This window comes from Bradyrhizobium sp. USDA3516 (genome assembly GCF_057651995.1).
On the sequence record NZ_JBYGYN010000004.1, the window covers coordinates 208,344 to 226,994 of the forward strand.

Consider the following 18,651-nt stretch of genomic DNA (forward strand, 5'->3'; position numbering starts at 1 on the left):
GAAAGGCGGGACGAGATTGCAGGAGACAGGCGATGGCTGGTGAAGCACCGGAACTGAGTGCGCAGGAGCGGGCAGGCAAGGCCTTCCCGGTCTCGTGGGACCAGTTCCACCGGGATTGCCGGGCGCTGACCTGGCGGCTCAACGAGGTCGGCCCATTCCATGCGGTGATCGCAATCACCCGCGGCGGCCTGGTGCCCGCCGCGATCGTGGCGCGCGAGCTAGGGGTGCGCGTCATCGATACGGTCTGCATCGCCAGCTACGACCACAACAAGCAGGGCGAGCTGCAGGTGCTCAAGGGCATTTCCGAGGCGACCATGACGCTCGGCGGCGGCACCGGCAAGGGCCTGTTGATCGTCGACGACCTCGTCGACACCGGCAAGACCGGCAGGATGGTGCGCGAGATGCTGCCCGATGCGCATTTCGCCACCGTCTACGCCAAGCCGATGGGACGCCCGCTGGTCGACACTTTCATCACCGAAGTCTCGCAGGACACCTGGATCTTCTTCCCCTGGGACACGGCGCTGTCCTATCACCCGCCGCTGCGGGATGGGGCGGCGTGATCAAAGGCGAATGGCGAGTGGCCAATGGCGAGTAAGGAATCCCCTATTCGCAATTCGCCATTCGCTACTCGCCCGCTGCAAAACCGCGTCACCCCGACTGGCGCCATCATCGCCACACCACATCGCGGCCTGTTCACGGGTAATCGCGGCATCATCCACGATCCCGCAACCAAGACGCTGTTGAAGAAGCGCTGGTCGACACCGGCCTGGATCACCTGCCTGTGCGAGTTCCGCGGCTGGCGGCGACCGGTGATGGCGCGGCGGAGCTGGACCGAGCTGTTCTTCCTCGACGAGGCGACGGCTTTTGCGGCGGGGCACCGGCCCTGCTTCTTTTGCCGGCGCGACGACGCCAAACGGTTTCGCGCGGCGTGGGAGAAGGGCAATGGTGTGAGCGGCATCAGCGCCAAGGCGATGGATGCCGTTCTGCATCGAGAGCGTCTCGATCGCGGCAGGAAACGGCTGCATCAATTGCCGATGCCGCTCGCGCAATTACCCGATGGAGCGATGGTGCAGCAGGGCGAAGAGTGCTTTCTGGTGATCCAGGGACAGGCGCTGCTGTGGTCGCCGGCGGGCTATGCCGGCGCTCGGGGTCGGCTCGACGATGTCAAGCTGTTGACGCCGCCCTCGACACTGCGTGCTCTGAATGCGGGCTATCAGTCCAGGCTGCATCCGACGGCGCTCAGCTAGGACGTGTACTATGAATTCTTACCGTGCTGCGGCGCCGGTATTCCTCATAATATTGCGAACCGTCGAGGCGCGGGCGACATCTTATTGCTCTTGCGGGCAAGTCGTGCCGGCGATGGCTATATCGCCTTTATAACATCGTCCTGACGGTCCCATCGATCGGCTATGCCCGGCAGCTTACCTTCTCGTGCAACATCGAGGAGAGTCAAATGCTGTACTTTCTCAGTCGCATAGACCAATACTTGACCAACAACATGCACGAGCACGGCCGCTTTCTGCGCGGGCTGGAGCTGCATGACGAGCATTCTTGCAAGGCCGATCGCCCGCACGACGTCAGCAGAACGACCGCGGCCGACGACGGGCGCCGCGACGTTGCTGCTGCGAAAGCAGCGTGACTCCCGACTTCCCCGGCTTCTCACCCCAGCCGCTCGCGCGCCAGCGCGGCGCCTGCGCCGAGCGCCATCAGCTTGGCTTCGGCGACCTCGCGCCGCATCGGCGCCATGCCGCAATTGGTGGTGGCGATGATGTTGCTCTTCGGCACGAATTGCGACACCGCCTCGATCACCTTCACGACGTCCTCGGCGGTCTCCACCGTGTCGCTGGCGACGTCGATCACGCCGGCCTGCACGATCTTGTTCTTCAGCAGCGCAAGCAGGTCGAGCGGGACTTTCGAATTGCGGCACTCGATCGCGACCTGCTGGATCGGGCTCGCGTCGATCACAGGGAAGATCTGTTCGTATTGCCGCCATTGGCTGCCGAGCGTCTCCTTCCAGTCGGTATTGGCCTTGATGCCGTAGCCGTAGCAGATGTGGACGGCGGTGGCGCAGGTGAGGCCTTGCGCGGCGCGCTCCAGCGCGTTGATGCCCCAATCATCGACCTCGTCCATGTAGACGTTGAAGGCGGGCTCGTCGAACTGCACGAGATCGACGCCATCGGCCTGCAAGGCCTTGGCTTCCTCGTTCAAGAGCTCGGCGAAGGCAAAGGCCATCTTGACCCTGTCGCCATAATAGCGGTCGGCAATGGTGTCGATGATGGTCATCGGGCCGGGCAGGGTGAATTTCAGCTGCTTCTTCGTGTGCGTGCGCGCGACGCGGGCCTCGAAGGCATGGACGCGGTCCTTCAGCCGGAGCGGGGCGACCACTTGCGGCACCATCGCCTTGTAGCGATCCTTCCGGATGCCCATCTCGACCTTGTGGGCGAAATCGATGCCTTCGATCTTCTCCAGGAAGCCGTGCACGAAATGCTGCCGGGCCTGCTCGCCCTCGGTGACGATGTCGATGCCGGCGTCCTCCTGGAGCTTCAGCCAGATCAGCGTCGCATCGCGCTTAGCGCGGGCGAGCTCGTCGCCTTCGGACTTCCAGGGCGCCCAGAGCATGTTGGGCTCGGCGAGCCATTCCGGCTTCGGCAAGGAGCCGGCGATCGTGGTTGGAAACAGCATGGCGGCCCTCCCGGCAGGTTGTTGCGCCCCTTCCTGCCATGTCCTAACGTCGAGGTACAGAACAACGAAAGTCGCCCGCAGGTTTGCGCGGGAAGGAAACAGCCTCTGCTCTCTCCCCGTCATTGCGAGGAGCCCTTGCGACGAAGCAATCCAGAATCCCACCGCGGAGGCAGTCTGGATTGTTTCGCTGCGCTCGCAATGACGAGGAGAGTGCGAATAACACGACGGGAAACGCCATGATCGAATTCTTCTTCGACTGCTCCAGCCCCTGGACCTATCTCGCCTTCCACAACATCCAGCCGCTTGCCAGGGAACTCGGGACAGACATCACCTGGCGTCCGATCCTGGTCGGCGGCATCTTCAACACCGTCAATCCGAGCGTCTACGCGCAGCGCGAGAAGCCGGTGCCGCTGAAGGCGCGCTACATGAAGAAGGACCTCGCCGACTGGGCGCGTTCGGCGGGCCTTGCGATCAAGATGCCGCCGACGGTGTTTCCGGTGAACAGCGTCAAGGCGATGCGCGGCTGCATCTGGCTCGGTCAAGGCATGGTGCCGTTCGCGACATCGGTGTTCGAGGCCTATTGGGGCGAGGACAAGGACATCTCGCAGGACGCGGTGCTCGCGGAGATCTGCAGGAAGGTCGGCATCGACGAGGCGAAGTTCTTCGCCGGAATTGCCGAGCAGGGTATCAAGGACCAGCTCAAGGCCAACACAGAAGAGGTGGTCGCCCGCGGCGGCTTCGGCTCGCCGACGATCTTCGTGAACAAGACCGACATGTATTTCGGCAATGACCGCCTGCCGCTGATCCGCGAGGCGCTGTTGCGCAGCAAGGCGAGCGCGGCCTGATGGTGCGCGCCGTCGTCTGCCGCACGCTCGGCGAGCCCGAGAGCTTGCGGCTGGAAGAGTTTCCGCAGCGAGCCCTGAAACCCGGCGAGGTGCGGGTCGCGATCCGGGCAGCCGGGTTGAATTTTCCTGATGTGCTGATGGCCGCCGGCGAATACCAGCTCAAGCCGGAGCTGCCGTTCACGCCGGGCATGGAAGCCGCCGGCGACGTCATCGAGATCGGTCCCGAGGCGCGAGGTGTTGCCGTCGGCGACAAGGTGATCGTCAAGATGCGCCATGGCGCATTCACGGACGAAGCCGTGGTCATGCCGTCACAGCTCACGCCGATGCCGTCGACCTTCGACTACGCGGAAGCTGCGACCTATCTCGCCGGCCACGGCACGGCCTATCATGCGCTGATCGACCGCGGCCGGCTCGCGCCGGGCGAGGTGCTGCTGGTGCATGGCGCCGGCGGCGGCGTCGGCCTTGCCGCCGTCGAGATCGGCAAGATGCTGGGCGCGACCGTGATTGCGACTGCCTCCAGCGACGAGAAGCTCGCCATTGCGCAATCGCGCGGCGCCGATCATCTCATCCGCTACGACCGCGAGCCGTTTCGCGATGCCGTCAAGCGCATCACCGACGGTCGCGGCGCGGACGTCGTGTTCGACCCCGTCGGTGGCCAGGTCTTCGAGGATTCGATGCGGTGCATCGCCTGGGGCGCGCGGCTGCTCGTGATCGGTTTCACCGGCGGCATCGGTTCGGCCAAGACCAATCTCTTGCTGATCAAGGGCGCCAGCGTGCTCGGCGTGCGCGCTGGAGAGGCGGTGCGCAGGAATCCCGCGCTCGGCGAAGTCCGCCTGAAGGCGCTGCTGCAATGGGCGGAGGAGGGCAAGTTGCGCCCCAACGTCTCGCACCGCCTGCCGCTGGAAGACTATGCCAAGGCGATGCGGCTGCTGATCGACCGCAAGGCGATCGGGCGCGTGGCGTTGGTGATGGAGTGACCTCTATCATCGTCATTCCGGGGCGCCCGAAGGGCGAACCCGGAATCTCGAGATCCCGGGTTCGATGCTTCGCATCGCCCCGGGATGACGCTTCGCGTCACTTATACTCCCGCTCCGTCCACCACGGGAAATAGTCCGGCATGTCCGTGGACACCTTGTTCTTGAACTGCGCCGGCCGTTTTTCCAGGAACGACACCACGCCTTCCTTCACATCCTCCGAACGGCCGCGGGCATAGATGCCGCGGCTGTCGACCTTGTGGGCTTCCATGGGATCGTCGGCGCCCATCATGCGCCACATCATCTGGCGGATCAGCGCGACCGACACCGGCGCGGTCTTTGCCGCAAACTCCTTGGCGAGCGCGCGGGCGGTCGGCAGCAGATCATCGGGGGGCACGACCTTGCTGACGAGGCGGCCGGCGAGCGCCTCCTGCGCCGGGAAGACGCGGCCGGAATAACACCATTCCAGCGCCTGCGAGATGCCGACGATGCGCGGCAAGAACCAGCTCGAGGCCGCCTCCGGGACGATGCCGCGCTGGGAGAACACGAAGCCGAACCGTGCGGCCTCCGAGGCGATGCGGATGTCCATCGCGAGCTGCATGGTGACGCCGATGCCGACGGCCGGACCGTTCACCGCGGCGATCACGGGCTTGAGGCACTTGAAGATGCGCAAGGTCACCTGGCCGCCGCCGTCACGCACCTGCAGGTCGCTGTAGTCGACCTTGCCGTCGGCGAGGCGCTTGACCGGCCCGCGCCGCGCATCGCGGTCGAACGTGTCGGCGCCGGAGGAGAGATCGGCGCCCGCGCAAAAGCCGCGGCCGGCGCCGGTGACGATGATGGCGCGGACATTGTCATCCTTGTCGGCGGCGTCGAACGCGTCGATCAGCTCGCCTTGCATCTGCGCGTTGAAGGCGTTGAGCTTGTCGGGCCGGTTCAGCGTGATGGTGAGGATCTGATCGGCGACCTCGTACTTGATCGTCTCATACGCCATGGTGGTTTCCTTCCTTTTGTCCTTCGCTGCGCAGACGTTTGTCCTTTTACCCTCCCTGGAGGGGGAGGGTCGATCGCGCATAGCGCGAGCGGGGCGGGGTGATCTCTCCACTCGGGCAGTGTCGGACGCCGAGAGACCGTCACCCCACCCCGGCTCACATTTCGCTGCGCTCAATGTGAACCGACCCTCCCCCTCCAGGGGAGGGTAAGCAGGAGTCTTTCTATGTTGCCCGTCCCAAATCAGTCGGACTTGCGCCTAAAGGGCGCGCTGTCCCCGCATGACGAAAGTCTACTTCGCCGGTGGCTTTGGCCAGGGCCGCTGCGGGCCGCGCAGACCTTCGAACGCCTTGGCCATGCCGAGCACGCCGATGTCGTCGAAACGGCGGCCGACGATCTGCACGCCGATGGGAAAACCTTTGGCGTCGAAGCCGCCGTTGAGGGAGATCGCCGGGTTCTCCGACATATTCCACGGCACGGTATAGGCGATATGCTCGAACGGCTTCATCGGATCGTTGGTGGGGGAAGCCCATTCCGCCGGATAGTTCACGTTCGGCGCGGTCGGCGAGATCACATAGTCGAGCTCGCAAAAGAGCTTCGCCGCGGCCGCGCGGATCGCCATGGTCTGGTTGAAGCCACGGATGACATCGACGCCCGAGAGCTTCGCGCCGGACTCGCCCCACTGGAAGATATAGGGCAGCACCTTGGTCTGCTCGGCCGGCGTCAGCTTGGACAGATCGTCCCACATCCGCGCGCGCCAGAAATTGTCGAGGCCATCGAGCATCTCGCGCGTCAGGATGCCATCGACCTCGGTGAGCACGGCGCCTGCGGACTCGAACGCCTTCGCGGCCTTCACCGCGACCTCGCGCACCGGCTTCTCCAGCGCCAGGCCGCAGCCGGCATCGAGCATCAACCCGATGCGCAGCTTGCGCGGAGATTTCTCCAGGCCCTTCCAGTTCAGCAGCTCGGCCGGCAGGCTCATGCCGTCGCGCCGGTCGGGCTTTGCGATCGCGCTCATCATCAGCGCGCAATCGTCGACCGTGCGGGTCATCGGGCCTGCGACACGGCCGACATAGGTGGGGTCGATCGGCACGCGGCCAAAACTCGGCTTCAGGCCGACGAGGCCGCACCAGCCGGCGGGCAGGCGAACCGAGCCGCCGATATCGGTGCCGAGATGCAAGGGCCCGTAGCCGGCCGCGGCCGCGGCGCCTGCGCCGGCGCTGGAGCCGCCCGGGTTCTTGCTGAGGTCCCACGGGTTGCGCGCGAGCGCATGGAACGAGGAGAGCCCGGAGGACAACATGCCGTAATCGGGCATGGTGGTCTTGGCGAAGATGATGCTGCCGGCCTCACGCAAACGCGCGGCGGGCGGCGCATCCCTCTCGGCCGGCACGAGCTTGACGCTGGCTGCCCCGAGCGGCACCGGCACGCCCTTGGTCGCGATGTTGTCCTTCACCGTCACGGGCACGCCGTCGAGCGCGCCGGAGGGCTCGCCGCCGGTCCAGCGCGCGGTCGAGGCCTTTGCGGCCTCGCGCGCGCCGTCGGGATCGAACGCATAGAGCGCCTTCAGATGCGGTTCCCACGCCGCGACATGCGTGAGCACGTCCTCCAGCACCTCGCTCGGCGAGAACTGCTTGGCGCGATAGCCCGCGATCAGGTCGACCGCGGACAGATCGTGCAGCGAGGTGACCGCTTCCTCGACGCTCTTCTTATGCATTGCCACCCACCGGCATGCGCGTCTCGACGATGCGGGCGAACATGCTGGCGCCGATCGGCAGGATCTTGTCGTCGAGCACGAAGCCGGGATTGTGCACGGGCACCGAGCCGTCATGACCGACCCAGAAATAGGCGCCGGGAATGGTCTCCAGCATATCGGCAAAATCCTCGCTGCCCATCTTCGGCTGGGTGCGGGTGATCACGTTGGCGGGGTCGACGATGGTGCGCGCGACCTCCTCGACCACCTTGGACTGCTCGACCTGGTTGACCAGCACGTTGAAGGTGTCGCGGATGTCGACGTCGATGACGCATTGGTAGGCGCTTGCGATACCGGCGCAGATGGTGCGGATGCGCTCGCTGACCAGGCTGCGAACCTCCTTCGAGAAGGTGCGGATGGTGCCGCACAGATGCGCATCGCCCGGGATGACGTTGTAAGCGGAGCCCGCGTGAATCTGGGTGATCGACACCACCGCAGCCTGCAGCGGGTCGACGTTGCGGCTGACGATGGTCTGGATCGCCTGTGCCAGTGTGGTCGCGATGACGACTGCGTCCTTGGAGCGCTCGGGCATCGCGCCATGCGCGCCGTAGCCGGTGATGCGCAGGTCGAAGAAATCGGCGCTGGCCATCGCAGGCCCCGGCAGGATCGCGATCTCGCCGTGATTGAGATCGGGCGCGTTGTGGAGGCCGTAGAGTTCGTCGCAGGGAAATTTCTCGAACAGCCCGTCCTTAATCATGGCGCGGGCGCCGCCGAGGCCTTCCTCGGCCGGCTGGAAGATCAGGTGCACGGTGCCGTCGAAGTTCCGGGTCTCGGCGAGATAGCGCGCGGTGCCGAGCAGCATGGTGGTGTGGCCGTCATGGCCGCAGCCGTGGAAGCGGCCGGGGATCTTCGAGCTCCACTTCAGATTGGTGTTCTCTTCCATCGGCAGCGCGTCCATGTCGGCGCGAAGCCCGATGCGCTTGCTGCCCGTACCCTTGCCCTTGATGACGCCGATCACGCCGGTGCCGCCGAGGCCGCGATGCACCTCGATGCCCCAGCTCTTCAGCTTGTCGGCGACGATGCCGGAGGTGCGCACTTCCTCGAAGCCGATCTCGGGATGGGCGTGGAGGTCGCGCCTGATGGCAGTGAGCTCGTCGGCATAGCCGTCGATGCGGTCGATCGTGGGCATGTGTTCTCCAGTCAGCGTGAGGGAGGCGTGAAAACGGGGCCGTTCGGCTTGATGCGGATGCCGGGCCGCAGGCGCGTCCAGGGTAGCGAAGCGGTATCGGCCGGCATCGCGCCGGGTGCGGCACAGATCATCAGCTTCTCGGCGATCGGTTCGAAATCGGCGCGGAAATGCACCGAGCTCTTGTTGACCAAAATCTTCTGTTCGGTCGGCTCGATGCCGACATAGCGGTACATCGCCTGGTCGGCGAGCTGGGCCTTGTGCGAGGAGACGACAATGCGGACATCGCCGATGCGCAAGGCTGCGGACGGGCCCATCTCCATCTCGCGGCCGCCGTAATAGGGACCGGGCGCGATGAAGCGGCCGTCGGAAAGCTGCTCGACCACGAAAGTCTCGCGATAGGGTTCGTCGCCGGGAATGCCGGACTTGCCGCCGAGCGCCAGCGTCACGGTGGCGCCGACACCGGCCGCGTGCGCGGCCCTGGCCGATTCCGGATCGTAGATCGCGCCGGTTGCCGCACTCGCCTTGTTGCGCACCAGCGCGCGGAGCATGCCCGTGGTGTCGGAATCGCCGCCGGCGCCGGGATTGTCCTGGGTGTCGGCGATGATGATCGGCTTGCGCGCGCTCTTGGCAAGTTCCATGGCGTGGCGCACGCCATCGTCGGGCGACCAGATCTTGCCGTCGAAATCGTCTTCGTGGCTTTCGATCAGCTTCAGAAGCGCGTCCGCCGCGCGATCGGCGTCGTCCTGCGTCTTGCCGTAGGCGAACACGCTGGGGCCGCAGTCGCGGAAATCGGCGGCGGGGAAGCCGGGCGCAAACGAGAGGGTGGGAACGGCATCGCTCTCCAGCGCCGCGAGCTTTTCGTAGATACCTTTGGTCGGCTGATCGTTGGTGCATTGCCAGCTGATCGGGATCAGGAACGGCAATTGCCGGAACGCCTTTGCGAAGCGCTGCTTCGTCTGCAGCAGCAGCGCGAGGTGGCGCGCGCAGGCGCGGCCGGTTTCGGCCATGTCGACATGGGGATAGGTCCGATAGGCGATCAGCGCGTCGGCATGCTCCATCATCCCGGGCGTGACGTTGGCATGCAGATCGAGGCTGGTGACCAGCGGAACGTCCTTGCCGATGACGCGGCGCACGCGTGCCAGGATCTCGCCTTCGCCGTCGTCGAGATGCTCGGTCACCATGGCACCGTGCAGGTCGAGATAGACGGCGTCGATCGGCCCAGTAGCTGCGATGCCGTCGACCATCACCTTCACGATGCGCTCGAATGCATCCTTGGTGACATGCGCCGACGGGCTCGCGCCGCAGGCAATGGTCGGAACGAGTTCCCAGCCGTTCGCCTCGGCGCTGTCGACGAAACCGGCGAGGCCGACATTGATGCGCCGCATCACCTTCAAGACGTCGGCACCTTCCGTCATCGCCGGCCAGCCGCCGCCGTGCTGGAAGTCGGCGAAGGTCGCCTTGGTCGGAGCGAAGGTGTTGGTCTCGTGCAGGAAGCCGCCGACGGCGATGCGTGTCATTCAGTTCAGTCCCGATTGAAGTGCGCGACGTTAGCCTTGCTCTTGTTGGGAGAGCAAGGCAGGAAGCAATCGTGCCACGCATGGGGTCAAGACGTTTTGGGAATGTGTGCCGCGCACACCGTCATTGCGAGCGCAGCGAAGCAATCCAGAGTCTTCCCGCGGAGGGATTCTGGATTGCTTCGCTACGCTCGCAATGACGAGCCGATAGACTAAGCGCTCGCCCCCACGCCTTCCGCCACCGGCCGGAAGTTCGCAAAATCCCAGTTGCGCCCGGGCGCCGCATCCAGCAGCGCCTTGGTGTAGGCTTCCTTCGGATGCGTCAGCACCTCGCCGGCGGGGCCCTGTTCCACGACGCGGCCGTGCTGCATCACCACGACCTCGTCGCAGATCTGGGCGGCGACGCGCAGATCGTGGGTGATGAACAGGATGGCGATGCCGAGCCGCTTCTGGATCTCGTCGAGCAGCTCCAGCACCTGCGCCTGTACCGAGACGTCGAGCGCTGAGACCGCTTCGTCCGCGACCAGCACGTCCGGATCGAGCGCGAGCGCCCGGGCGATCGCGATACGCTGGCGCTGGCCGCCGGAGAATTGGTGCGGATAGCGCGTCACGGCGTCCGGCGGCAGGCCGACCAGCTCGAGCAGCTCGCGCGCCCGCTTCATCGCCTCGGTGTGCGCCACGCCGTAATTGACCGGGCCTTCGGCGATGCTCTCGCCGACGGTGATGCGCGGGTTGAGCGAACGATAGGGATCCTGGAACACGATCTGGATCTTCTGCCGGTGCGGTTGCAGCAGGCGGCGCGAGATGTCGGCGATCTCGCGGCCGGCGAGGCGCACGCCGCCCGAGGTCGGATCGATCAGGCGCACGATGCAGCGCGCAACCGTCGACTTGCCCGAGCCGCTTTCACCGACGATGCCGAGCGTGCGGCCCTTGCGCAAGGTGAGCGTGACCTTGTCAGCCGCGACGACCTCGCGGCCTTTGCCGAAGAAGGCGCGCTCCTTGTAGACCTTGCTGAGCTCGTTGGCCTCCAGCACCACGGGCTCGCGGGTTTCCTCGCGCGGCGGGCGCGGCACCAGGCTCGGCACCGAGGAGAGCAGGTTGCGGGTGTATTCCATGGTCGGATTGCGCAGCACGGTCTCGAGCGGGCCGGTCTCGACCAGGCGGCCCTGGCGCATCACCGCGACGCGGTCGGCGATCTCGGCCACCACGCCCATGTCGTGGGTGATGAACAGCACCGCCGTGCCGTGATCGCGCTGGAGGTCACGGATCAGGGTCAGGATCTGCTTCTGCGTGGTGACGTCGAGCGCGGTGGTCGGCTCGTCGGCGATGAGGAGCTTCGGCTCCAGCACCAGCGCCATCGCGATCATGATGCGCTGGCGCTGGCCGCCGGAGAGGCGGTGAGGGTAGGAGGCGAAGATGCGCTCGACCTGGGGCAGGCGCACCTGCTCCATCATGTCCAGGATGCGTTGCTTGCGCGCCTTCGCGTCGAGGCTGGTATGGGCGCGGAGCACCTCGTCGATCTGGCGGCCGACCGGCACCACCGGATTGAGCGCCGTCATCGGCTCCTGGAAGATCATTGCCATCTTGGTCGCGCGGAGCTGGCGCAGGCGGCGGTCGGTGGCGGTGAGCAGCTCCTCGCCGACCAGCTTCACGCTGCCGCCGGTCGGCACCAGGGTGCCCTTCGGCAGCAGGCCCATCGTGGTGAGCGAGGTCACCGACTTGCCCGAGCCGCTCTCGCCGACGAGGCACAGCGTCTCGCGCTCGCGCACCTGGATCGAGATGCCGTCGATGATGTTGGCGCCTTTCGGCTGCTTGCCGATGGAGACGACGAGGTTGTTGATGTCGAGGATAGTGTTGGTCACGTCAATTCTCTCCGCCGTCATTCCGGGGCGCGCGTAGCGCGAACCCGGAATCCATCGGGCCGCAGCACGAGGGGTGAAATAGATTCCGGGCTCGCGCCAAGAGGCGCGCCCCGGAATGACCGTGTTGATGGTTTCACTTGCCCTCCCGCTGCTTCATGCGCGGATCGAGGGCGTCGCGGGCGGCGTCGCCGATCAGGTTGATGCTGAGGATGGCGATGGAGAGCAACAGGCCCGGCCAGAAGATCAGCGACGGCTTGATCTGGAAGTACTGGCGGCCCTCGGCCATGATGTTGCCCCAGGTCGGCGTCTCCGGCGAGATGCCGGCGCCGAGGAAGGAGAGGATCGCCTCGGTGAGGATGGCGCTGGCGCAGATATAGGTGCCCTGGACGATCAGCGGCGCGATCGTGTTCGGCATCAGGTGGCGCCACATGATCTTCGGCAGGCTCGAGCCGACCGAGATTGCGGCCTCGACGTAAGGCTCCTCGCGGGCCGACAGCACGACCGAGCGGACCAGGCGTGCCACGCGCGGAATCTCGGGGATCGTGATCGCGATCAGCACGGTCCAGAGGCTGGCGCCTGACAGCGACACCACGGCGATCGCGAGCAGGATGCTCGGCATCGCCATCAGGCCGTCCATGACGCGCATCATCACGGAATCGACCAGCTTGAAGAAGCCGGAGACGAGGCCGATCGAAAGGCCGATGACGATCGACAGGATCGCCGCGCCGATGCCTATCAGAAGCGAGATGCGGCCGCCATAGATCACGCGTGACAACACGTCGCGGCCGTAGGCGTCGGTGCCGAGCAGGAACTGTGCGGAGGACGGCTTGAGCCGCTGCGACGGAGCGAGCTGGATCGGATCATGCGGCGCGATCAGCGGCGCGAGGATCGAGATCACCACGATCAAGGCGAGCAGGCACGTCGCGGTGGCGATGATCGGCGTCGAGGTGAGGAATCCGAAGCGCGGCCGCAGCGGCGACGTGATCGGAATGGAGGACTGGGGAAGGGTATCAACCGACATTTTGTTCTTGTCCTTGCCTCAGTACCGGATCCGGGGATCGAGCAGGGTGTAGGCGACGTCGATGAGAAGATTGACGACGACGTAGATCAGCGAGGTCAGCAGGATCATCGCCTGGATCACCGGATAATCGCGCGCCAGCACCGCATCGACGGTGAGGCGGCCGATGCCGGGGATGTTGAACACGCTCTCGGTGACGACGACGCCGGAGATCAAGAGCGCAAAGCCGGTGCCGATCACGGTGATCACCGGCACGGCGGCGTTGCGCAGCGCATGGCGCATCATCACCGCGACCTCGTTGATGCCCTTCGCCCGCGCCGTTCGCACGTAGTCTTCGCCGAGCACGTCGAGCATCGCCGCACGCGTCATGCGCGCGATCAGTGCGATGTAGATGAAGGACAGCGCGCAGGTCGGCAGGATCATGCGCTCGAAGAACGGACCGAAGCCGTTGAAGATGCTGCGGAAGCCCTGCACCGGCACCCAGCGCAGCTCGATCGCGAAGACCTGGATGAGGACATAGCCGACCACGAACACCGGCACCGAGAAGCCGAGCACGGACAGACCCATCACGAAACGGTCGATCCAGGTGCCGTGCTTCCAAGCCGCGACCACCCCCAAGGGAACTGCGACCATGACGGCGAGGATGATGGTGCACAGCGCAATCGAGATCGACGGCTCCACGCGCTGGCCGATCATCTTCATCACCGGCAGGTTGGAGATCAGCGACGTCCCGAGGTCGCCGTGCAGCAGCTTGTTCACCCAGGTGATGAACTGCACGATCAGCGGCTCGTTGAGACCAAGCGATTCGCGGATGCGCTCCAGCCGTTCCGGCGTCGCGTTGTCGCCGGCGAGGATCGCGGCGGGATCGCCGGGGGTGAGGCGGAGGAGGAGGAACACGAATAGCGCGACCACGCCCATCACGGGCACGGCGGCGAGAATTCGGCGAACGAGATATCCGAGCAAGTTGGATCCGTCAGTTTAGAGTCAAATTGGGCAGGCTTCTTGGGCAGGGCCCTTGGCAACCTGCCATCAGCCTAACATTTCAGCAATTCCCGTGCCATCTGGGCCGGGACCCCAATGGTCGTCATGCCCGGGCTTGACCCGGGCATCCACGTCTTTCTTCGCGTTCGGTGGCAAAGGCGTGGATGGCCGGGTCATAGGCGAGCGGAAGCGACGCCGTCCTTCGGACGGCTACGCCCGGCCATGACGGGGTCTCCTGGATCACGCCAGCGTCGCCAGCAGCCCCGCCATCAGGCGGCCTCGCTCAACGAGACTCTCGACTTCGATGTGCTCCTCCAGCGTGTGGGCATTTCCGCCGCGCACGCCGAGGCCGTCGAGCGTCGGGATCCCCATGGCGCCGGTGAAGTTGCCGTCGGAGCCGCCGCCGGAGCTTGCATGCGGCAATTCCATGCCGAGAGATTTGGCGATACCGCGCGCCTTCTCGTACAGCGCCATCGTGCCGGCATCCGGCTCCCACACCGGCCGCGTCACGCCGCGCGTGACCTTGAAGGTGACGTCGTCGTTGCTGCCCGACAGCGCCAGCATCCGCTCGACCCCGCGATCCAGATCGGCCTGGCGCTTGGCCATCGACAGCGCTTCGCCGGTCGCGGTGGTGGCGACGCAATTGACCCACTGGCCGCCATGCACGATGCCGACCGAGAAAGTGCAGTCTTCCGTGGTCATGGCGTCGATGTTGAGAATTTGCCGCGCCATCTCGCGGATCGCCGAGCGTCCCGCCGACAGCGTGGCGCCGGCATGGCTCGGCCGGCCCGTCGCTTCGAGGTTGAAGCGTGCGATGGCATAACGTCCGGTGGTGACGCCGTTGTCCGCGCGGCCGGGCTCCGGCACCAGCACGTATTTGTTCCGTGCGGCCTCGGCCTCGATGATGTCGCGCGTCGAGGGGGTGCCGACCTCCTCGTCCGGCGTGAACAGCACCGTGATCGGCAGCGGCGTGGTGAACGATGCCCGCGCCAGCTGCCGGATCGCTTCCAGCGAGAGGTAATTGCCGCCCTTCATGTCGAAGATGCCGGGGCCGTAACACTTGTTGCCCTCGCGCCGCCATTTCAGTTTCTCGATGGTGCCGACCGGATGGACGGTATCCATGTGTCCGGCGATCAGGATGCCCGGCTCGCCCTGCTTCGGATGCGGGAAGCGCGCGCGGATCACGCCGCCAAAACCCTGGCGGCCTGCGATGCGTTCGATCGTCGCACCCATGATCGCCATATCCCGCGCCGCGATATCGAGCATGCGGTCCACGGCGCCCGCGTCCCAGGTCGGGCTTTCGCATTCGACCCAGGTGCGCAGGCCCGCGAGCATTGCCTCGGAATCAAAGGGGAGATTGGCAGGATTCATCTCAATGTCTCTCGAGCTTGGGAAGATGGAACGCGCATTGCATCGGCGCGGGCAGGACGAGTGGAGGTGTTGTAGAGCCAAATCGATCCCTGTGGAGCCCGTGCATGCGCCGCAAGGGCTTGCAACGAAACCGGATTGACGCGCTCGGCACTGTCTGCAAGTCTCGAAAAGATGAAGGCATTGCATGAGGTTAGTTCGCCCAACGAACGGACTTCATGCTCAATCAATAACCTGCCTTTGAACAGTTTCACGTCAGGAGAACTTTCCATGTTCAATTTCATGCGCCGGGGGCCTCGCGCGTTCGCCTCCACACTTGCGCTGTCGGTCGTCGCGCTTTCGACCGCGCTGGCCTCGCCGGTGCTCGCGGCCGGCAAGACCCTCACCGCGGTGATGCATTCGGATTTGCGCATCATCGACCCGATCTTCACCACGGCCTACATCACGCGTGACCATGGCTACATGGTTTACGACACGCTGGTGGCGACCGATTCGAACTTCAAGGTCCAGCCGCAGATGGCGGACTGGAAGATCTCCGACGACAAGCTCACCTACACCTTCACGCTGCGCGACGGCCTGAAGTGGCATGATGGTGCGCCGGTAACCGCGGAAGATTGCGTCGCTTCGCTGAAGCGCTGGGCAGCGGTCGACGGCATGGGCCAGAAGCTCATGGACTTCACCGCCAGCATCGAGGCGACCGACGCCAAGACCATCACGCTGAAGCTGAAGGAGCCCTACGGCCTCGTCCTCGATTCCATCGGCAAGCCGTCCTCGCGCGTCGCCTTCATGATGCCGAAGCGCCTTGCCGAGACGCCGGCGGACAAGCAAATTCCCGAGCAGATCGGCTCGGGCCCCTTCAAGTTCGTGCAGGGCGAATTTCAGCCCGGCGTGAAGGCGGTCTACGTCAAGAACACCGATTACGTGCCGCGCAAGGAGCCTGCGAGCTGGACCTCCGGCGGCAAGGTGGTGAAGGTCGACCGCGTCGAATGGCTCACCATGCCGGACTCGCAGACTGCGGTGAATGCGCTGCAGTCGGGCGACATCGATTTCATGGAGAACCTGCCCTTCGACATGTTGCCGGTGCTGGAAGGCAACAAGGAGCTCAAGATCGAGGTCCTGAACAAGTTCGGCTTTCAGACGCTCGGCCGGATGAACTTCCTGCATCCGCCGTTCGACAACGTGAAGGTGCGGCGGGCTGCCTTGCTGGCGATCAACCAGAAGGACGTGCTCGACGCGCTGGTCGGCAATGCGAAGTACCAGAAGATCTGCGGCGCATTCTTCGTGTGCGACACGCCGCTCGCGACCGATGTCGGCTCCGAGACCCTGGTGAAGGGGAACGGCATGGCGGAAGCCAAGAAGGCGCTGGCCGAGTCCGGCTATGACGGCACGCCGATCGTGATCATGGCGCCCGGCGACGTCACGACGCTGAAGGCGCAGCCGATCGTCGCGGCCCAGCTGCTGCGCGAAGCCGGCTTCAAGGTCGACCTGCAGGCGACCGACTGGCAGACGGTGGTGAGCCGCCGTGCCAGCCAGAAGCCGCCGAAGGAAGGCGGCTGGAACATGTTCTTCACCAACTGGGTCGCAGCCGACGTGTCCAACCCGATCGCCAATCTCTCGATTAGCGGCCTCGGCAAGAAAGGCTGGTTCGGCTGGGCGGAGGACGCCAAGATCGAGCAGCTCAAGGACGCTTTCGTCCGCGCGTCTTCGCTCGACGAGCAGAAGAAGATCGCCGCGGACATCCAGAAGCAGGCCTATGAGCAGGTGATCTACATTCCGCTGGGGCAGTATCTCATCGCGAGCGGCTGGCGCAAGTCGCTGAACGGCGTGCTCGACGGTCCCGCGACGCCGGTGTTCTGGAACGTCGACAAGACGGAGTAAGCGGGGACACTTGGTTCCGGTAAAGCGAACGGCGCCGCAGGCTTCCTGCGGCGCCGTTTTCTTTGCGTGATCCCTTGCGCGAATCTGCGCTAGCAGTGGCTGTCGCGCACTTGCTCAAGCCCTTCACTTGCAAATGGCAGGTGTCTGTTCGGCCGCTTTTCGGCCGGCTTTGAAGTGGGTTGCTCGAGTTCCGCGGCCGGCTGATCCAGTCTGCTCTCTTGTTCCATCTCGGCATCCTCTCGATTGCTGCAGTACAACATCGAGAGGAGCGCGAGGTTCCTCAAGCGACGTGACGATGATGCGGCCTGAACAGCCGTCCCTTCTCGACCACCAGCACGATCGCGAGCGCGGCGAGGGTGGACAGGAAGAAGCCGACCGAGAACGGCAGCAACGTGCCGTCGAAACTCTGCCCGATCGCCATGCCGACCACGATCCCGATCAGCGTGGTGATCGAGCCGTACAGCGAGGAGGCGGTGCCGGCGATGTGGCCCTGCGGCTCCATCGCCAGCGCGGTGAAGTTGGCGACCATCATGCCGAACGAGAACATCATCAGGGCCGAGAGCATCATGAACAAGGCGAGCGGCAGCACGCCGAGACTTTCCGTCAGCAGCATCACGCTGGCCACGAGCGTGTAGAGCGTCAGCGCGCCGTGCGAGATCACGCGCATGCCGAGCCGGCCGACAAGCCTTGCATTGAGGAATCCCGCAATGGCGACGCCGGCCGCGATCGCCGCGAAGGCGAGCGGGAAGTAGTGGCCGAGGTGATAGATGCCGGTGAAGATCTGTTGGGCGCAGAAGACGTAGGCGAACAGCGCGCCCATCACGCTGCCGGCAGCCGTGGCATAGCCGATGGTCTGGCGATGGGTCACGGTCTGCCCGTACGCCGAGAGCACGTCGGAGGGCGCCAGGGATCGGCGCTCCGACTGGGGAAGGGTTTCAGGCAGGCGCAGCACGCACCATGCGAGTGCGAGCAGGCCGTACAGCATCAGCACGACGAAGATGCCGCGCCATGCCGTCACCAGCAGCACCGCCTGCCCGAACGAGGGGGCGACCACCGGCACCGCGATGAACACCATCATGGCGAGCGACATCACGCTCGCCATGCGGCGGCCGACATAGCAATCGCGCACGATCGAGGTCGCGATCACGCGCGTCGCCGCGGTGCCGAGCCCCTGGAGCGCACGCGCCAGCAGCAGCGTCTCGAACGAGGGTGCGGCGACCGCCAGCACGCTCGCCACCGCATAGACCGCCATGCCGCCGAGCAGCACCGGCCGGCGCCCGAAACGGTCCGACAGCGGGCCCATGACGAACTGGCCGGCGCCGAAGCCGATCAGAAAGGTCGACAGCACCAGTTGCAGATGGTTCTCGACGGGAATCTTGAAGGCGGCGCCGATATTGGGCAGCGCCGGCAGCATCATGTCCATCGCGAGCGGATTCAGCGCCATGATGGACGCGATCACGATGACGAATTCCGGAAAACCCATCGGGCGGTGTCCCGCGGACACCCAAGCGTCGGCATTGACGTCGGACAAGAAGCTTACCCCTGCAATCGAGCGACTTATTGAGCCCCGATGCTGCGTTGCACAACCCATGTTTCGGGATGGCTGGCAGGCGGGGCAGGAGCGGTCAAAAACAGGTGAAGGCCCGTCGCCGGTCGGATGGTC

The 18,651-nt window shown here is 65.2% G+C and carries 17 protein-coding genes; 6 read left to right on the top strand and 11 right to left on the bottom strand.

All coding sequences use genetic code 11. From position 1 onward, the window contains the following. Positions 1-32: 32 nt before the first annotated feature. From gpt to AC24YW_RS15260, 3 genes are all read left to right on the top strand, one after another. Positions 33-560 (top strand): xanthine phosphoribosyltransferase, encoded by a 528-nt coding sequence (gene gpt, locus AC24YW_RS15250; protein WP_487483509.1) that lies wholly within the window; start codon positions 33-35, stop codon positions 558-560. Positions 561-584: 24 nt separating this feature from the next. After that, the gene (locus AC24YW_RS15255; RefSeq protein WP_487483510.1) at positions 585-1,247 is read left to right on the top strand and encodes a hypothetical protein; all 663 of its coding nucleotides are present in this window, start codon (positions 585-587) and stop codon (positions 1,245-1,247) included. A 206-nt stretch (positions 1,248-1,453) separates the two neighbouring features. Continuing rightward, positions 1,454-1,639, top strand: a complete 186-nt coding sequence (locus AC24YW_RS15260; protein WP_487483511.1) for a hypothetical protein — start codon at positions 1,454-1,456, stop codon at positions 1,637-1,639. Between the two features lie 20 nt (positions 1,640-1,659). On the opposite strand, the gene AC24YW_RS15265 is transcribed toward AC24YW_RS15260, so the two are convergent. Further along, positions 1,660-2,682, bottom strand: coding sequence for a methionine synthase (locus tag AC24YW_RS15265; RefSeq protein ID WP_487483512.1), 1,023 nt, complete (start codon positions 2,680-2,682; stop codon positions 1,660-1,662). Between the two features lie 236 nt (positions 2,683-2,918). Between AC24YW_RS15265 and AC24YW_RS15270 the strand changes: the two genes are divergently transcribed. After that, the gene (locus AC24YW_RS15270) at positions 2,919-3,527 is read left to right on the top strand and encodes a DsbA family protein (RefSeq protein ID WP_487483513.1); all 609 of its coding nucleotides are present in this window, start codon (positions 2,919-2,921) and stop codon (positions 3,525-3,527) included. After that, positions 3,527-4,504, top strand: a complete 978-nt coding sequence (locus AC24YW_RS15275) for an NADPH:quinone oxidoreductase family protein (protein ID WP_487483514.1) — start codon at positions 3,527-3,529, stop codon at positions 4,502-4,504. The genes AC24YW_RS15270 and AC24YW_RS15275 overlap by 1 nt, the downstream gene beginning before the upstream one ends. A gap of 97 nt (positions 4,505-4,601) precedes the next feature. On the opposite strand, the gene AC24YW_RS15280 is transcribed toward AC24YW_RS15275, so the two are convergent. The 9 genes from AC24YW_RS15280 to AC24YW_RS15320 form a co-directional block, all read right to left on the bottom strand. After that, positions 4,602-5,492, bottom strand: coding sequence for a crotonase/enoyl-CoA hydratase family protein (locus AC24YW_RS15280; RefSeq protein ID WP_487483515.1), 891 nt, complete (start codon positions 5,490-5,492; stop codon positions 4,602-4,604). 288 nt (positions 5,493-5,780) lie between these two features. After that, positions 5,781-7,202, bottom strand: a complete 1,422-nt coding sequence (locus AC24YW_RS15285) for an amidase (protein ID WP_487483516.1) — start codon at positions 7,200-7,202, stop codon at positions 5,781-5,783. Further along, positions 7,195-8,367, bottom strand: a complete 1,173-nt coding sequence (locus AC24YW_RS15290; RefSeq protein WP_487483517.1) for a M20 aminoacylase family protein — start codon at positions 8,365-8,367, stop codon at positions 7,195-7,197. Before AC24YW_RS15290 ends, AC24YW_RS15285 begins: the two co-directional genes overlap by 8 nt. Before the next feature lie 11 nt (positions 8,368-8,378). Further along, positions 8,379-9,884, bottom strand: a complete 1,506-nt coding sequence (locus AC24YW_RS15295; protein ID WP_487483518.1) for a M81 family metallopeptidase — start codon at positions 9,882-9,884, stop codon at positions 8,379-8,381. Positions 9,885-10,093: 209 nt separating this feature from the next. After that, positions 10,094-11,743: an ABC transporter ATP-binding protein gene (locus AC24YW_RS15300; RefSeq protein WP_487483519.1), complete on the bottom strand. Its 1,650-nt coding sequence runs from the start codon at positions 11,741-11,743 to the stop codon at positions 10,094-10,096. 133 nt (positions 11,744-11,876) lie between these two features. Further along, on the bottom strand, positions 11,877-12,764 hold the full coding sequence (locus AC24YW_RS15305; protein WP_487483520.1) for an ABC transporter permease: 888 nt from the start codon (positions 12,762-12,764) through the stop codon (positions 11,877-11,879). Positions 12,765-12,782: 18 nt separating this feature from the next. After that, the gene (locus AC24YW_RS15310) at positions 12,783-13,724 is read right to left on the bottom strand and encodes an ABC transporter permease (RefSeq protein ID WP_487483521.1); all 942 of its coding nucleotides are present in this window, start codon (positions 13,722-13,724) and stop codon (positions 12,783-12,785) included. A 258-nt stretch (positions 13,725-13,982) separates the two neighbouring features. Then, the gene (locus tag AC24YW_RS15315; protein WP_487483522.1) at positions 13,983-15,113 is read right to left on the bottom strand and encodes a M20/M25/M40 family metallo-hydrolase; all 1,131 of its coding nucleotides are present in this window, start codon (positions 15,111-15,113) and stop codon (positions 13,983-13,985) included. After that, positions 15,110-15,394 (bottom strand): hypothetical protein, encoded by a 285-nt coding sequence (locus tag AC24YW_RS15320; RefSeq protein WP_487483523.1) that lies wholly within the window; start codon positions 15,392-15,394, stop codon positions 15,110-15,112. The genes AC24YW_RS15315 and AC24YW_RS15320 overlap by 4 nt, the downstream gene beginning before the upstream one ends. On the opposite strand from AC24YW_RS15320, the gene AC24YW_RS15325 reads away from it, so the two are divergent. Then, positions 15,381-16,988, top strand: coding sequence for an ABC transporter substrate-binding protein (locus AC24YW_RS15325; RefSeq protein WP_487483524.1), 1,608 nt, complete (start codon positions 15,381-15,383; stop codon positions 16,986-16,988). The two genes, AC24YW_RS15320 and AC24YW_RS15325, sit on opposite strands and share 14 nt — an antisense overlap. 280 nt (positions 16,989-17,268) lie before the next feature. On the opposite strand, the gene AC24YW_RS15330 is transcribed toward AC24YW_RS15325, so the two are convergent. Continuing rightward, entirely contained in the window at positions 17,269-18,471 is a 1,203-nt protein-coding gene (locus AC24YW_RS15330) for a multidrug effflux MFS transporter (protein WP_487483525.1), read from the bottom strand. Positions 18,472-18,651 lie beyond the last annotated feature (180 nt).

What these genes read in the sequence shown, in the direction of transcription:
- gpt (WP_487483509.1), top strand. Translation starts at nt 33, where the DNA reads ATGGCTGGTGAAGCACCGGAACTGAGTGCGCAGGAGCGGGCAGGCAAG.
- AC24YW_RS15255 (WP_487483510.1), top strand. Translation starts at nt 585, where the DNA reads ATGGCGAGTAAGGAATCCCCTATTCGCAATTCGCCATTCGCTACTCGC.
- AC24YW_RS15260 (WP_487483511.1), top strand. Translation starts at nt 1,454, where the DNA reads ATGCTGTACTTTCTCAGTCGCATAGACCAATACTTGACCAACAACATG.
- AC24YW_RS15265 (WP_487483512.1), bottom strand. Translation starts at nt 2,682, where the DNA reads ATGCTGTTTCCAACCACGATCGCCGGCTCCTTGCCGAAGCCGGAATGG.
- AC24YW_RS15270 (WP_487483513.1), top strand. Translation starts at nt 2,919, where the DNA reads ATGATCGAATTCTTCTTCGACTGCTCCAGCCCCTGGACCTATCTCGCC.
- AC24YW_RS15275 (WP_487483514.1), top strand. Translation starts at nt 3,527, where the DNA reads ATGGTGCGCGCCGTCGTCTGCCGCACGCTCGGCGAGCCCGAGAGCTTG.
- AC24YW_RS15280 (WP_487483515.1), bottom strand. Translation starts at nt 5,492, where the DNA reads ATGGCGTATGAGACGATCAAGTACGAGGTCGCCGATCAGATCCTCACC.
- AC24YW_RS15285 (WP_487483516.1), bottom strand. Translation starts at nt 7,202, where the DNA reads ATGCATAAGAAGAGCGTCGAGGAAGCGGTCACCTCGCTGCACGATCTG.
- AC24YW_RS15290 (WP_487483517.1), bottom strand. Translation starts at nt 8,367, where the DNA reads ATGCCCACGATCGACCGCATCGACGGCTATGCCGACGAGCTCACTGCC.
- AC24YW_RS15295 (WP_487483518.1), bottom strand. Translation starts at nt 9,884, where the DNA reads ATGACACGCATCGCCGTCGGCGGCTTCCTGCACGAGACCAACACCTTC.
- AC24YW_RS15305 (WP_487483520.1), bottom strand. Translation starts at nt 12,764, where the DNA reads ATGTCGGTTGATACCCTTCCCCAGTCCTCCATTCCGATCACGTCGCCG.
- AC24YW_RS15315 (WP_487483522.1), bottom strand. Translation starts at nt 15,113, where the DNA reads ATGAATCCTGCCAATCTCCCCTTTGATTCCGAGGCAATGCTCGCGGGC.
- AC24YW_RS15325 (WP_487483524.1), top strand. Translation starts at nt 15,381, where the DNA reads ATGTTCAATTTCATGCGCCGGGGGCCTCGCGCGTTCGCCTCCACACTT.
- AC24YW_RS15320 (WP_487483523.1), bottom strand. Translation starts at nt 15,394, where the DNA reads ATGAAATTGAACATGGAAAGTTCTCCTGACGTGAAACTGTTCAAAGGC.
- AC24YW_RS15330 (WP_487483525.1), bottom strand. Translation starts at nt 18,471, where the DNA reads ATGGGTTTTCCGGAATTCGTCATCGTGATCGCGTCCATCATGGCGCTG.